The sequence below is a fragment of the Streptomyces sp. NPDC046379 genome, from assembly GCF_055587785.1.
This window is the reverse complement of the sequence record NZ_JBVJFP010000014.1, coordinates 39,570-55,938: the sequence shown is the minus strand read 5'-3', so window position 1 is coordinate 55,938 and position 16,369 is coordinate 39,570. Positions and strand designations below refer to the sequence as shown.

Genomic DNA, 16,369 nt, shown 5'->3' with positions numbered 1-16,369 from the left:
GGCGCCGGGAGAAGGAGGCCGAGCAGAAGCAGGCGGAGGCCGAGGCCAGGGCCGAGCAGAAGGAGGCCGAGGCGAGGGCGGAGCAGGACCGCAAGGAGAAGGAGGCCGAGCAGAAACAGGCCGAGGCCGAGGCCAGGGCCGAACAGCAGCAGGCCGAACAGGAGAAGAAGCAGGAGGAGGCGCAGCGCAAGCAGGAGGAGGCCCAGGCCCGCGCGGAGCAGTTGCAGATAAGCCAGTTCAACCAGGCCCGCGCCGACCAGGAGGCCGCCCGCAAGGAGCAGGAGCGCAAGCAGGCGGAGGCCGAGGCCAAGGCCGAGCAGAAGGAGGCCGAACTCCGGGCCGAGCAGGAGGCCAAGGAGAAGGAGGCCGAGGAGAAGCAGGCGGAGGCCGAGGCCAGGGCCGAACAGCGGCTCCAGGAGCAGGAGGCCAAGCAGGCCGAGGCGGAGGCGAAGGCCGAGCAGGAGCAGAAGCGCCAGGAGGAGGAGCAGCGCCGGCTCCGGACCGAGCAGGAACTGCGCCAGGAACAGCTGCTGACCGAGCAGGAGAAGCGGGAGGCCGAGCAGCAGGCGCGGCAGGAGGAGGCCGAGCGCAAGCAGGAGGAGGCCTGGCAGCAGGCCCAGGCCGCCTACCAGCAGAGCGGGCTGCTCAACCCGGGCGGCGGCGACCTGCCCGGTTCGGGCGACCTCTCGCTCGGCTCGGGCGAGCTGAACACCGGTGATCTGTCCCTCGGCTCGGGCGGCCTGGACACGGGTGACCTCTCCCTCGGCTCGGGCGGCGACCTCTCCCTCGGCTCGGGCGACCTCAACACCGGCGACCTCGGCTCCCCGACCCCCGAGCAGATCGCCGCCAACCCCTACGCCGACGGCACGCTGACCAACCCCGGCGGCAGCGTCACCACCCTCGACGACAACGGGCGCCTCGTCACCGAGTACCCCGACGGCAGCTCCGTCCGCATCGACCCCGAGCTGCGCACGGCGACCGTCACCCATCCCGACGGCACCGTCCAGACCGGCCCGCTCAACGTCGGCGACCTGCTCCCGAACCCGGACGGCAGCGTGACCCGCCTCGACTCCGAGGGGAACATTGTCACCGAGTACCCCGACGGCACGACCACCACGGTCGACCCGGACACCGGCATCGGCACGACCACCCGCCCGGACGGCACCGTCAGCACCGGCCATCTGGGCGGCTCGGCCGGCGACCTGCCCTCCCTCCCCGGCCTCGGCGCCGGCCCCGGCTCCCCCGGCACGTCCTCCTTCACCCCTTCCTACACGTCGCCCTCCTACTCGTCCCCGGCGTACGACTTCGGTTCGTACGAGGAGGAGCTGTACGACGCCGACTCCCCGTACGAGTCGCCGTACGCCACCCCGGCCGCCGCCTCCGCGGCCCCGTCGGCCGCGGACATCGGCACGCCGCTGAACACCGGTTCGCTGCCCGGCGGCGTCGGCATGGGCGGCATGCCCATGGGAGGGATGCCGATGGGAGGAATGCCGATGGGCGGAATGGGGGGCATGGGAGCGGGCGGCCAGAACCAGAACGAGCGCGTCCGCAACGTCATCGACGACGGCCAGTCCCTGCACACTCGCGGCAGCGGCGGCAGGTACGGCGCCGGTTCCCTCCCGCGGGGAGCCGTACCGGACGAGAACGACGTACGGGTCTCCACCCCCCGTGCCACCGCCACCACCGGCTCCGGCCCCTTCCTGCCGATGGGCGGCGCGGGAGCCCCCGGCGGGCAGCCGCAGACGCAGAGCGGCGACCGCACCCGGGAGGCCTGGGCGCAGGACGACGACGACGTGTGGGGCACCGACGAGGGCGGCGCGCCCGCCGTCATCGGCCGATGAACCCCACGGACCGGCGGAGGACCACCCCGTGACAGAACCGATCGAGCAGCGCATCGCCAAGGCGATGGCCGAACTGGAGTCCGTGCAGGCCGCGGTGGCGCGCGCCGAGCAGCAACTCGCCGCCGCCTCCGCGACCGTGCGCTCCCGCGACCGGGCCGTGGAGGTCACCGTCGGCGCGGGCGGCGAGCTGACCGGACTGAAGTTTCTGGACAACAAGTACCGTTCGATGAACGCCGCCCAGCTCGCCGCCTCGGTGATGGAGGCGGTCGGCCGGGGCCGGGCGCAGATGGCGCGCGAGGTGATGGACGTCTTCCGCCCGCTGACCGAGCCCAGCGCCGGTGTCCCGGAGCTGCGCGGCGTCGACGTCGACTGGGAGCGCATCTTCGGACCGGCGCTGGACGCGGAGGCCGGCGGCGGCCACGGGCGGCGCGGCGGAAGCCGGCTGCGCGACGAGATCCACGAGGACACCGACGACGCACGGACACGAGGAAGGGGCCGGTCATGAGCGGCGTCTACGAGGCGAACCCGGAGGCGCTCCGGTCGAGCATCGAGCGGATGAAGCGGCTGCCGGAGCTGGCGCGCAAGCTGGGCGAGCAGTTCACCAACCAGGAGCGGGCGTACACGGAGTGGCCCGGCTGGACCGACGACTACGCCCACCAGGTCCGCCCCGTCTACGAGCGCAACAACCAGTACTGCCTGGGCACCAGCACCACGCTGTACGACGCCCTGTACGGCCTGGTCTCCGCGACGATCGCGAACCTGGAGAACATCGAGAAGACCCGCACCGACTCCACGGACCGCATCCGCGAGCACCAGCGCCGGACCGAGGACGCCGTCGGCGGCGATCACGGCGGGCGGCACTGACGCCGGACCGCGGCGCACGGTGGACGAGTTGGCGAGTGGGAGTTTCGGGTGCAGGAGATCAACTTTCCTGAGGACGTCAGGAAGATGCTCTGGATCCTCATCGGCGAAATGCCGTTGCAGGCCAGGGAGAACCTCGCCTACGCCAGCAAGGACCTCTACCTCGACTTCGGCCGCGGCATCCGCGAGCTGAGCGACGAGATCCAGCGCTCCATCGTCGACGCGTCCACCTCGCTGCCCAAGGACGTCGGGGACCAGTACGTCCGGGGGCTGTCGCTGCTGACCAACGACGGCGGCGTCAACCACCTGAACTCGATGATCGACGACCTGGAGGACATCGCCCGCGGGCAGGTCGACCACTCGATCAAGATCCAGGCGGCGAAGTGGGAGATCATCGCCGAGATCGTCATGCTCCTCATCGAGCTGGCGCTGCTCGCGGCGCTGGCCGCGATCACCGGCGGCACCTCGCTGTCCCAGATGGCGCTCGCCCGGGCCCGCAGCAGACTGGCGGTGCTGCTGATCGTGGACCGGCTGCTGCGGATGACGCATCTCGCCCCGACGCTCACCGAGGCGTTCGAGGAGGCGCTGCAGACGCTCGCGGTGCGGCTGGCGCAGATCGCGCTGAACCCCGGGGGGCGCAAGCCGGACGGGATCGACTGGAAGGAGGTCGGCAAGGCGGCGGCGTTCGGCGCGGTGGTCGGCCTGTTCGGGTCGATCCTGGAGGCCGGCGGCAACTTCCTGAAGAACTGGTTCAAGAACTCCTTCGACAACTTCGACACCTTCGCCAAGAACCACCCCAAGTGGAACATCACCCTGAACGGCGCCGGGGAGCTGGGCGGTGCGTTCGTCGTCGGCGCGGTGAGCGAGTCGGTCGGCGAGTACCTCGTCCAGGGCGCCTTCGAGGGGACGTGGGACTTCAAGTGGGAGACGTTCGTCGGCTCCGGCACCAGCTCGATGTTCGACGTGGTGGCGGGCGGCGCGGCGCTGGCGGGCGCCCTGTGGCTGCACGACAAGTTCACCACCACGACCGACTTCGGCGACGTCAACGACTCGACGACGTTCCTCGACAAGGACGGCGGCACGGCCGGCACGAGCGGCCCGGCCCCCACGCCGGCGCCTCCCACGCCCACCCCGGCGCCGGGACCGCTGCCGACGCGGTCCACGGACACCCCGCCGACGCCGATCCCGGCGCCGGCGACCACCAACACGCCGGTGACGTACGGCGGCTACGACGACACCGTCTCGTCGGCCGGGTCGTCGTCCCGGTACGACGACCCGCTGTTCGACCCGGACACCACGTCCCTGGCCTCGGACACGACGTACGACTCGACGCCCAGCCCGACGCCGACGACGTCCTCGCCCGTCTCCACGCCGCCGCTCGCCGGGAAGGGGTTCACCAACGCGCCGCCGCGCGCCGCCTTCGACACCGAGAGCCTCTGGAGCGCCGACGACGCCGCCCTGTCGTCGCCGGACGCCCTGCCGACCGGGCCGACCGGCAGCGCGCCCGACGTGCAGGGGCGGGTCAGGCCGGGGCAGGGACTCACGCAGGGGACCGGGGAGTCCGGGCACGGCACGGACGTCCCCTTCGGCCGGGACGCCGAGGACGTGGAGGGCGCCGAGGACGTCGAGGGCGCCCGGGATCGCGCGAGCACCGCGACCCCGGCGGGCACGGACGGGAACGGCACGACGGTCCCGCGCGGGGCCGGCGCGCCGCCGCGGGCGCAGGGCGGGGAGGAGGGCCGGACGTTCGTCCCCGAACAGGACGGGGCGGCGGAGGACCGGCCCGACGTGACGCCTGCCGTCCCCGTTCCCACGGCGACCGGCGGGAACGCCCCCGTCGGGCAGGACGCCGACGGAACGGCCGGCACCCCTCGCGGCACGGGCGCGCCGCCGCGGACGCAGGGCGGGGACGACGGCCGTACGGTTCCGGTGGCCGAGCAGGACGCGGCGGCGGAGGGGGAGCGGCCGGACGCGGTGCCCGCCGTTCCCGTCCCGACGACGGCGACGGGCGGGAACGTCCCCGTCGGCCAGAACGCCGACGGCACGGCCAGGACTCCCGGAGCGGACGGTCGCACCTCCGACCCCGACCAGGACGGGAGCACGGGGACGGCGGACCTGCCGTCCGCCGAGCCGGTACCCGCCCACGCCCCCGCGCCCGCCTCCCTGACGGGGAACCCCGCGTTCGAGGCCGCCCGTGCCGCCGCCGCCCCGGTGACGCGGGCGCACACCTGGGTCGACCCCGTGTCCACGCCGTCCGACCCGGCGCGTCCGGGCGAGACGACGCAGTACACCGTGCGGTCGAAGTTCGAGGCGCGGCGCGTCGAGTGGGACGGGCAGTGGATCACCGACCTCACGGTGCGGATCGTCGCCGCGCCGTACGGCCTGCCCGCCGACGTCTGGGACAAGGTGCGCTCCGGCGTCGAGGCCTACTTCAACACCCACGGCCACCGCCTCCCCGACGGCGACCTGCTGCACGTCACCGTCGAACAGGCGCAGGCCGACGACCACCCCAACGCACTCGACGTCCGCCTCGTCGGCCGCGACCAGCAGATGACCCGCACCGCCTGGTGGGCGGACGCCGACCCCGTCGACTACGCGCACGAGATCGCCCACCAGCTCGGCCTGCGCGACGAGGCGCGCGCCGGCGACCCGGCGGCCCCGCAGCGGCCCGACATCCCGGGCAGCCTGCTCGGCGACTACACCCGCCCGGTCTCGGGCGGGCTCGTGCAGGGCGGCCTGCGCGGCCGGCATCTGGCGCTGCTCGGCGCCCTCGTCGGCGACCTGACCACGGTGCCCCCGGAGAGCGGCGCCACCGTGCCGCCCGCCCGCCGCCCCGCGACGACGACGGCCGACGTCCGCCTGGGCGCGGAACCCCACGCCCCTCGCCCTCCCGTGCCGTCCGTGCCCACCGTCTCCGATCCGGCGGCCGGAACCGCCGCCCCCGACCTCGGAACCGGACCTGTCGCCGAGACCGCCGCCGACGTCACCGAAACCGCCCCCGTCACCGGGGCGGAGGACATCGTCGAGGCCGCCGAGACCTCCGGCCCCGCCCGGACCCCCACCCCCCACGACGAGACCGACGCCGACGACGAGATCGAGGTCATCCCCCACGGCGACCCGGTCGTCGAGATCGCCACCCCCGCCCCCCTCCCCACGACCTCCTCCGTCCCCACCCCCGCTCCCACCCCGCCCGCCCCCCGCGAACGCCTCTGGATCAACCACCACCTCGACCGCACCCGGCCCCCGTGGCTCGACCACGCCGCCCCCGCCCCCGCCGGGTTCCGGCAGCCGGCCCGGTTCGAGGACGGCACCTCGATGCCGGCCTACGTCGACGACCTCCCCTCCCTCCTGCCCGGCGTGCCCGCCGACCTGCTGGCGGAGATGCTCGCGGACCCGGTGACGTTCGGGCAGAGCGACGTGGCGCTGCGCGGCATCCCCGAGGTGCTGGCCCAGATCGGCGCCCTGCTCGCGAGCGACGCGTCCGTGCGCCCCGGCGACCCGGGCCGCAACGCCCCGCCCGGCGCGGGGCTGATGGCCGACGTCCGGATGACGCTGGCCCGGCGCCCCCGCACCCTGACGGGGGGCCGGCAGTTCCCGTACACGAACGCCGCCGGGCAGACGCGCGTGCTGCACATCACGGCCCGGCACTACGGCAACTGGTCCCGCTTCGCCGACGACTACGGCAACCCCAGCAAGATCGACACCATGGACCGGGCCACCCTCCAGGCCGGCCAGAGCAAGGGCGTGCAGTCCGTCACCCAACTCGGCCTGGGCGGGCCCCTGCTGGGCCCCGCGTCGATCGCGGCGTTCGGCGGGCTCGGGCGTCTGGCGCTGCGCGGCGGCGTCAGCACGAAGGTCGGCTACGGGCAGACGGACCAGACCGTCAGCCAGATGGAGACCCGCACCCTCGACGGGTCGAAGGTCTATCTGGACGACGTGTACCTGGAGTTCAGGGTGACCGACGCCGACGGCAACGACGTCGGCACGCCCGCCCCCGCCACCGGACGGACCGTCCCCGCCACCGGTCAGGCAGCCCCCGCCACCGGACGGACCGTCCCCGCGCCCGGCCCGCGACCGGTGACGAGGTCGTTCGCCGTGCGCGACGGCCTGATGCTGCGGCTGCCCGACAGCGCGGTCGAGCCGTACGGGCCCGGCCGCATCCCGCGCACCATCTCCCTCGACCACGACTCCCAGTACCGCCTGGTGCGCACCGAGGGCTTCGGACCGGTCGCCGCGATCCGCGACTGGGCGGCCGCAGAGATCGGCGTCAAGCCCGGCAGCACCGCCTACCAGGAGCTCGACGCCTTCTTCTCCGGCGAGTCCTTCCAGCGGCACGCCCGACTCCTGGCACAGGGACGGCTCGCGACCGCGCCGCTGTTCGCGGACGACCGTGGGCGCACCCCGCTCGGCTTCTTCGTCGTGGAGCGGGTCGTGCCGGTCCAGGCCCGGCTCATCGACGAGACGTCGCAGGCGGAACTGCGCGACATCAACACCTCGGTGGTCCGCAACGACCGCGGGCTGAGCAAGGGCGTCCACTTCGGCGGGGACGTCGTCGTCGGCCCTTCGTTCAACTTCTTCGACCTCGGCGGCGGCAACCTCAACCTGCGGCTCCAGTTCGGCCCGGCGTTCCGCTACCTGTTCGCGGTGTCCCGGTCGGCGGCCCTCGGCGGCTTCGGCGGCCTGAAGACGTCCGGTCAGGTCAAGGGCGACCCGACCGGTCTCTACCTGGTGAAGAAGACGGTCTACGTCCGCCGGGGCGGCAGCGGCGACCCGCCGCGCCGCTTCCACACCTGGAGCGTGGACCGGATGACCCGCACCGAGGCCCGCCGCCTCGCCGGCTGGGACGACGGCACCACCACCCCCCGACGCCACGGACTGCCCGCGCCGTTCGCACCCGCCCAGCTCACCGCCGACCACCCGACGACCCTCGGCATGCACCGGGTCGAGGAGTTCGCGCACACCGACGGCCGCCGCACCGACGGCGACGGCGCCACCGGCACCCCGGGCCGCACCCTGCCCGACGCGTTCGCCGACGACGTCCTCGCCGCCGTCGCCGACGCCTACCCCGGCCTGGTCGCCCCGCTGGACCAGCTGACCCCGCCCGACACGCGCGGCATCGTCGCCCGGACCCGCTCCCGGCTGACGTCGGCCGGCCCCTTCGCCCGCCCCGCCGGACACCGCTGGAAGGACGCCGACGCCTACCAGACGGCCGTCAGCAACAGCCTGGAGATCCTCACCGCCCTCTCCCACCAGAGCCTCTCCGGCAGCCTGGAGGCCCTGATCAGCACCGGCATCCGGATCCGGCTCACCGAACCCGGCACCTTCGGCCAGGGCCACCGCTACATCTGGGTGCACGGCGACCTCACCAACCGCCGCTACGAAGGCCGCCAGGACGACCTCAGACTGCGGCACAGCGCACCCGGCGGACAGCGCCTCGACGGCCAGGAGAGCCGCAAGCGCGCCCTCGCCGGCGGCGCCGACCTCCAGCTCGGCTTCCGCGACCCGGACAGCCTCACCAACCAGGCCGTCGGCGTCCCCGACAACTCCGGTGTGCTCAGCCTCGGCTGGCGTTCCGGCGCACAGTACGAGGACGAGTCCGGCTTCGGCTTCAGCGCCACCAACGAGCCGATGTCGGTGAGCACCGGGCCGTCCCACCTCTACCGCTACGACCTGGCGCTCACCGTCACCCACGGCGGCTACTGGCGCTTGCGCGGACTGCTGCGGGGCGTGGCCACCCTCGGCCTGCTCGGCACCCAGCCGTTCGTCTTCAGCCGCCCGCAGGACATCCTCATCGGCGCCACGGCCCGGGGCGCGCTCGTCCGCGGCGGCCCGCGCACCGGCCAGGTCCTCATCAGCGTCCCCGACCAGCACACCCCCGCCGTCGACCCGCACCGGCAGGGCGCCGCCAACCCCTACGCGCTGCTGCGCGGACCCCTCGACACCGCGCCCATGAGCAGGGCGCGCGCCTTCGCCCTCGCCTCCGGCGACCTGTCCCGGGACGAGGGTCGGGTGACCGGCCGGGGCGGCCGGCTCTTCCACGAGCTGCAGAACCACCCCTTCCTCACCATCGGCGTCGTCGTGCCGCCGGGCCTGGTCGACGCCGTCGCCGCCGTCGTGCGGGGCGCCTCCGGCGGCGCCTGGCAGCTCACCGAGGAGGGCGCGCCCGCCCGCGAGGCCGTCATGCGGGCGTTCCAGCCGCAGTTCGCCACCGCCAACTTCGACCAGAGCTCCGGCGCGCTCGGCCTCGGCATCGCCGGCATCATGGCCAAGCCGCCGTACGGCACCCTGTGGGCGACCTTCCGGCACTACACCCGCGTCACCGACGTGCACGCCCTGACCGGCGCCGTCCTCATGGACACGGAGATGATCCTCGGCAGCGGCAGCCAGGCCTCCGGGAAGGTCGGCAAGAGCGTCGTCCACTCCTTCGGCGGCCAGCTCACCTACACCCGCCCGCACGGCGCGGGCCCCGGCCCGGTCGGCCTCTACGGCATCGTCGTCAACCCGTGGTCGGAGAGCGCCCAGCAGAACCTGTCCGTCAACCGCAGCGTCGTCGCCGACCTCAACCTCAAGGGCTTCGGCCACCAGGTCCTGATCACCGGCACCGTCGAGCACTGGGCGGCGATGACCTCCAGCGTGCTCGGCACGTCCGCCGGGGGCAGCAGCCTGGTCCCCGGCTACTTCGCCGGCGCTGCGGGAACCGTCGTCCAGGTGCCCGGCGGCTGGCAGGCCCACGTCCCCGAGAAGAGCGCCCACCGGCTCGGCCTGATCGACGACGGCATGGGCGACGTCCCCCGCTACACCCGCGACAGCTGGTCGCCCCAACCCTGGCTGAACGGCAATTCCTTCGGCGCCTACCCGGTCAACTCCCTCGACCCCACCGACGTCCTCGCCGCCTTCCAGCGGAAGGTCGCCCGGCTCGGCCTCGACGACCAGGAGCGCGAACGGATCCGGCTGCTGGTCACCTCCCGCGTCCTGCGCGCCCTCAACCGGGAGCTGACCGGCAACGGCGCCACCGCCCTCGCCCGCTCCGGCGGCTGGGGCTGGGGCAGCGTCCGCATCGGCAGCCGCCGCGCCCGCGTCCGCGTCGAACTCCTCCCGGGCGCACCGTCGTTCGAGATGCTCGACCACGGCACGGAGATGGAGGAGAACCGGCGCGCCGTCGAAACCGTCCAGCAGAGCGCCGAGTTCTCCTCCGGCAGCGACATCGGCATCCTGGTCGGCGAACAGGTCGGCACCGGGGACCCCACCGCCGTCGCCTCCGGGCCCACCTACGCCGAGACGGGCTCCTCGCGCCGCTCCGTCTCCGCCGGCCACGCCGTCTCCACCAGCACCACCTACCGGGCCGCGTCCACCGAACCGCACGCCGAGGTCGCCACGCCGTACCGGCTGCGCCTCACCCTGGAGTTCGACGACGCCCCCGCCGACGACGCCGAGGGCACGGACCGGCCGGTGCGCGACGCCCTGCGGCGGTTCACCGGCAAGCAGCGCGTCAGCGAGACCGGCGACATCGGCACCCTCCTCGAACACGTCCCGCTCAGCCTCATGCGCCCCGACCCCGCGCCGGGCCTGCCCGCCCCGGACCCGCGGCTCGCCCCGCCCGACCTCACCGTCACCGCCCGGCCCCGCTCCGGACACCGCCCCGAACTGCTCGGCCCCGACGTCCGCTTCGGCGACGGCACGCTGCGGCCGTTCACCTTCCCCGAGAACGGCTTCCACGTCCGTCGCATCGTCGGCCTCGACCACCTCCGCGAGGCCAACGAACGCGCCCTCGCCGAGGCCTACGGCATCGACCTCACCCGCCTCGACGCCGACGACGCCTCCGACGACACCCGCGACAGGCTCCTGCACCGCGCCCGCACCACCGCCCTCACCCGCCCCGGCAGTGCCCCCGCCCAGGCCCTGGAGGACGGCACCGGCAACACCGCCCTGTCCACCTTCTACGACCGGGCCCTCACCCCCGCCGGCTACCAGGTGCCGGGCCTGACCCACCGCAACCCGGTCGGCACCGACACCGCCTCCCTGGCGCTGCACTCCAGGCCCGACTTCAGCGGCGCCGTCCTGCTGAGCGTCGCCGACGGCAAGAAGCTGGAGGTGCTGCGCGAGACAGCGGAGGGCGTGAGCACCTCGGCCGGGCAGGAGAACACGCAGGACTCCGCGCTCGGCGGCGGCGTGATGATCCGCACCGAGCCGACGGGCGTGAACCAGATCGGCGCGACGGGCACCGGCCCCTTCGCGAACGACTCCGACGGCACACCGGTCGGCGAGGACCACCTGTCGTCCGTCAACGTCAAACCCGCCACGGGCCGCAGCTTCCTGTTCGCCGTCCCCACCGACTGGCTGAGCGTCGCCGAGGTGCACCGCGGCATCAAGGACGCCCGCATCGGCCGGTTCCTCGCCGGCACGTTCGGCATCCGGCGGCCGGGACCCAAGGCGGTCGGCTCGCGCACGTACGCGCTCGCGTGGATCCGCGAGGACGTCGCCCGCGGCCTCGGCCTGATCAGCGACGCCAACTTCCCCGCGCGGGTCGCCCGGGCCTGGGACGAGACCGGGAAGGCGAGCAAGGCCTGGACGGACGCCGACAAGGCCTACTGGAAGGCGCGCCGCACGGCCCTCGCCCTGCGCGAGGACCTCGACGCCGCCCGCACCGCACTGGCCGACGCCCGCGGCGCCGCCGACGCCGCCGCCGTCCGGCTGGCCCCCCTGCTGGACGCCGCCGACGACGCCGACGCCGCCCTCCAGGAGGCCCAGGACGACGCCGTCCGCGACCACGCCGCGGCGGACGCCCTCACCGGCGCCGCCGACGCCTACGACCTGGCCCGCGCCGACCTCGACCAGGCCCTGCGCGACGCCGAGCGGGACCGGGCCCGCGCCCGGGCCCTCGTCGACACCGCCACCGACCGTCTGACGGACCTTCAGGGCTGGGCCGAACTGCCCGACTCCGGCCTCGACCCCGACGCGCTCACCCGCGCCGGGAACGACCTGACGGCCGCCCGCGACCGGGCCGCCGCCCTGCGCGACGCCGCCGACCGGCGCGTGGCCTCGGCACGGACCGCCCAGGACACGGCGGCGGACGCACTGACCACGGCCGAGACCGACGCCGCCCCGCCGCCGGCCGCCGCCCCCGCCCCGGCCACCGCCCCGACCTCAGCACCCGCCCCGGCCCCCGACCCGGTGCGCGCCCGGCGGTCGGCCGCCGACCTGGCGGCCGAGGCCGACCGGCGTCTCGCGGAGGCCCGGACCCGGCAGGAGACCGCCGCCCGCCGGCTCACCGGCCCGGCCCGCGCCGACGCCGTCGCCCGCGCCGCCCTCGACGCCGCCACCCGCCGCTTCGACGCCGCCCAGGCGGCCTTCGACGCCCGCCGCGCTCAGCTGGACGCCCTGCGCGCCACCGCCGAGAACGCCGCCTCCGAGTTCCACCGCGTCCGCGCCGGCGCCGACCGGCTCACCCGCTGGCACCAGCTCGCCGCCACCCCCGGGGGACGCGCCGTCCTCGGCGACCTCGCCGAGCCGCCGCTCGTCACCCACACGCCCCCGCCCAAGCCGCCCGCCCCCCGGCTCCCCGCGCCCGCCCCGCGCTACACCCGCGACGCGGGCGGCGCCCGCCTCGTCGGACCCGACGGGACGGCGTACACCCTGCACAACGTGGCCCGCGACGGCGAGGCATTCTTCCGCGCACTCGGCGAAGGGCTCGCCCGGACCGCACCCCACATCCTCGCCGAGCGCGGCCTCGACCCCGCCGACGCCGCGCTCCCGGCCGCCCTGCGCGAACTCCTCGCCGCCCGCCTGTCCGACCCGGCCGACGCCGATCTGCTCGCCCTGGTCGCCCCCGACGACACCGACCGGTTCACCGCCGAGGAGATCGACGGCACCGGGCCCGTCCCGGACCTCGCCCCGGACACCCCGGGCCGCCGCGAGTTCGACGCCCTCGGCGTGGTGCCGCACGCCGCCGACCTGAGCGACCGGGCGCGCGCCCGACTGGCCGTCGCGCAGCTCACGCGGGCCGGCGACGCCGCCGACGAGGCCGGCTGGAACCACGGGGCCGCCGACCTGCTCCCCCTGCTCGCCGCCCGCACCTTCGGCATCGACGTGACCGTCGTCCTCGGAGACGGCGCCTTCCTGGACTTCACCCCCGGCGACCGCCCGGGGTCCGGCGCGCTGGGCGGCCTCGTCGGCGACGGCGGCGGCGAGGGCCGCGAGGAGCGGCGGCGCATCGTCCTCAGCCTCGACGACCGCCACTACCAGCTCGCCGACCCCGTCCGGCCGCCGGCAGCATCCGGTTCCGGCTCCGGCACCGGTTCCCGTTCCGGCTCCGGCACCGGCACCGTGCACGCCGCCCCGTCGGGCCGGCTGACGCCGCAAGTCACCGCGGCGCTCTACCGGGCGTACGCCAACCACCTGTTCGCGCCGGGACAGGAGGCGACCGACTTCGACACCGTCTACTACTCCTTCATCCACGACCAGGACATCGTCACCCAGAAGGTGGTCGACGACCCCCGCCTGCCCCTCCAGATGGAGCGCTTCCACGACGAGCTGACCGCCCTGCGCGAGGCACGCGAGGAGGAGGCCACTCCCATGGCGCACCCCGGCGGCGAGCCGATGCGCCTGTACCGGAAGATGTCCCGCGCCGAGGCCGACCAGATCCTCGCCGGAACGCCCACGGCCGGCCTCAACGCCGCCATGAGCTACAACCGCAGCGACGAATACCGCAAGTACTTCACCACGTCGCTGTCCCACACCAAGGTCTTCGACAACGCCAACGCCACCTCCGACGACCAGGTCGTCGTCGAGTTCACCCTGCCGTGGAACGGCTACTGGGACTTCGTCACCCGCTACGGCACCCCCAACCAGCAGGAAGGCGCGTACCGGATACGGAACTCGGCGCTGGTGCACCAGGAGCGGCTGCGCAAGGGCCCGGCGGTCAACTTCACCACCCCCGAAGAGGTCACGGGCGTGGTCACGGCCCGCACCCATCACAACATCGGCGTCGGGCACGGCAACCTGACCCCGTTCGCCCGGCTGGTGACCGCCCGGCGCCTGGTACCGGAGGCCGAGGTCGACGCCGCCGCGCAGGCGGCGTCCGACGACCTGCGCGCCGAACTGCGTCAGCGCGCCTCCGACCTGGTGGACCGCAAGCTGGCGGCGGCGCAGCAGCGCGGTGGCCACGGCGAGCCGTTCGCCCTGTCCGACCCGGGCGCCGCCGCGCCGGGCGGCCGGGCGCCGAACACCACGGTGGCGGTCCCGGACGCGGTCGAACCGCCGGCGTCCGCCGCGCTCGTGGCGGGCCTGTCGGCGCTGCCCGCCGCCGGCCTGCTGGAGGCCGTGACGCTGCTGAGCCCCGCCCACCGGCGCTGGCTGGCCGGTCGCCCGGACTTCGTGGCGGGCGCGCGATCCCGCCTGACCGCGGGGGAGTTCGCCCAGTTCGCCGCCCGTCTGCTGGTGGTCGTGCCCGGCGAGACCGCGCGCCCGGCGTCGGCGCGCCAGGAGGCGTACGCTCAGGCGGCGCGGATGCTGCGCGACCCGGACACGGTGACACGTCTGCTGGCGTCCGGCGCCACCGTGCTGGTGCTCCCGCAGGACGTGCCGCTCGGCTCGGTCGGCTCCTTCGCCGGACTGCACGGCGTCCCCGGCCGCGGCCTCGACGAACTCCGGGGCGCGCAGAGCGGACTGGTCGCGGCGATCCCCGAGGAGAACCTGCTGGGGGAGCGGACCCCGGTGGGCCCCGTCCCGCACCAGCCCGAGGGTTACTCCTCCGCCACGCACGAGCTGGCGCACCTGCTGCACACGGCCGCGCTCACCGACGCCGACCGCGCCCTGATCGACCGGGTCTTCGAGGCCCGACGCGCCGCCGGCCCCGACGCCCCGTGGCCCGACGGAATACGCCGCGACCTGACGGGCCGGGAGGCGGACAACTACGCGTCCACGGACGCCTACGAGTTCTTCGCCCAGCTCAGCAACGCCTACCTGGGCGCCAACCACGGCACCGACGCCGACACCGGCCGCCCCCGCAACAACGGCGCCGACTGGGTGCGCGCCCACGAGCCCGAACTGCTGCCCCTGCTGGAGCGGTTGTACGGCGCCGACCCGCAGTCCGTGCACGACGCCGCCGCCAACCCGGTGGCCGCCACCGCCGCAGACAACGCGGTGTACGAGGCGTTCCTCGACTTCATGACCGGCATCGGCGAGGCGACCGCACCGGAGCCGGAGCCCTCCCTCCCCGCCCCGCCCCGGGAGCGGGGCGGGGACGGACCGGCCCCGGCGGAGGGCCTGCACGCCGCGCCAGGCCCCGCCAAGCGGCTCACCGCAGACGTGATGGAGACGTACTACCGGGCCTACGCCGAGTTCTTCGAGACCGACGAGGCCGCCGCCGACTTCACCAGCGGCTACTACGTCTTCGCCTACGCCCAGGACGTCGTGGTCGCCGGCCTCGCCACGCACGACACGATGCGCGACCGGATGCGCCAGTTCCACGACGACCTGGTGCGCATCAGGGACGAGCAGAGGGCGGCCCCCACCCCCATCGCCCACGAACCCGGACAGCCCCTGCGCCTCTACCGCAAGATGTCCGACCAGGAAGCCGCCCAGTTCCTGAGCGCCCGCGACCCGCGAGCGGCGTTCACCGCGGCGATGGCCTACAACCGCAGCGACGAGTACCGCAAGTTCTTCACCACCTCCCTCTCCCACACCAGCGTCTTCAGCAACGCCAACGCCGCCTCCGACCAGGAGAAGGTGCTGGAGTTCACGCTGCCGTGGGACGCCTACTGGGGCTTCGTCGAGGCGTACGGCACGCCCAACCAGCAGGAGGGCGCGTACCGGGTGCGCAACTCCGCGCTGATCCACCAGGAGCGGCTGCGCACCGGAGCCGCCGCCAACTTCCGCTCCCCGCAGGACGTGACCGACGTGCGCACGGCGCACACCCACCACAACATCGGCATCGGCCACGGCAACCAGAAGGAACTCGCCCGGCTCGTCACCGCCATCGCCGAGGTGGACGCCGCGACCGTCGAACAGGCGGCCAGGGACGCCGTCGCCGCCGCACGGGAGGCCCGCCGCGCCCGCATCGACGCGGCGATCGCCGAACGCATGGCCCCGCTGCGCCGCCGCGAGGCGGCCGCCACCGTGCACGCCGCCCCGCGGGGGACCGCGCCCGCCGCCTCGGGCACGGCGTCCGCGGCCTCGCAAGGCGCGCGGCCGGCGCCCGGACTGCCGCTCGCGGACGCTCTGGCGGAGGCGCTCGGCACGCACGGCCCGCTGCCCTCGGCCGACCCCGGCCACCTGGTCCCCGTGGACGACCTGCCCGGCCTCGGCATCACCCTCACCGCCGGCCAGACCGCCCAGGCGGTGCTGCTCGGCGGCGCCCTGACGGTACGGGACCTCGGCCTCACCCCCGCCCAGCACCTGCGCTGGCTGCTGAGCCGCGACGGGGCCGACGCCGGGCCGACCGGCGTGGGGCCGGACGACACGGGGTCGGCGGACACGGGGCGGGCCGACGCCTGGAGGCGAACGGTCGCAAGGGCGGCCGACGTTCTCGGCGTCGAGATCACCGTCGTCACCCCGGACGGACGGTCCCACACCTTCGGCGGCGGCACGTACGGCGTCGTCCGGCTGTACTCCGACGGCTCGAGGTACTTCGCCCCGGAGATCGCGCGGTGACCCCACGACAGCCCACG

At 74.9% G+C, this 16,369-nt stretch carries 3 protein-coding genes and 1 pseudogene; all 4 read left to right on the top strand.

Going from position 1 to position 16,369, the window contains the following annotated elements; genetic code table 11:
* Positions 1–1,841, top strand: a pseudogene (locus ACZ6KF_RS23860) (AAWKG family protein); the annotation flags it as partial.
* 28 nt (positions 1,842–1,869) lie between these two features.
* Positions 1,870–2,346 carry a YbaB/EbfC family nucleoid-associated protein gene (locus ACZ6KF_RS23855; protein WP_356631166.1) on the top strand — a complete coding sequence of 159 codons (477 nt, stop codon included), beginning with the start codon at positions 1,870–1,872 and terminating at the stop codon, positions 2,344–2,346.
* Positions 2,343–2,705: a hypothetical protein gene (locus ACZ6KF_RS23850; RefSeq protein WP_356631168.1), complete on the top strand. Its 363-nt coding sequence runs from the start codon at positions 2,343–2,345 to the stop codon at positions 2,703–2,705. Before ACZ6KF_RS23855 ends, ACZ6KF_RS23850 begins: the two co-directional genes overlap by 4 nt.
* 84 nt (positions 2,706–2,789) lie before the next feature.
* Positions 2,790–16,352 (top strand): hypothetical protein, encoded by a 13,563-nt coding sequence (locus tag ACZ6KF_RS23845; protein ID WP_469239957.1) that lies wholly within the window; start codon positions 2,790–2,792, stop codon positions 16,350–16,352.
* Positions 16,353–16,369 lie beyond the last annotated feature (17 nt).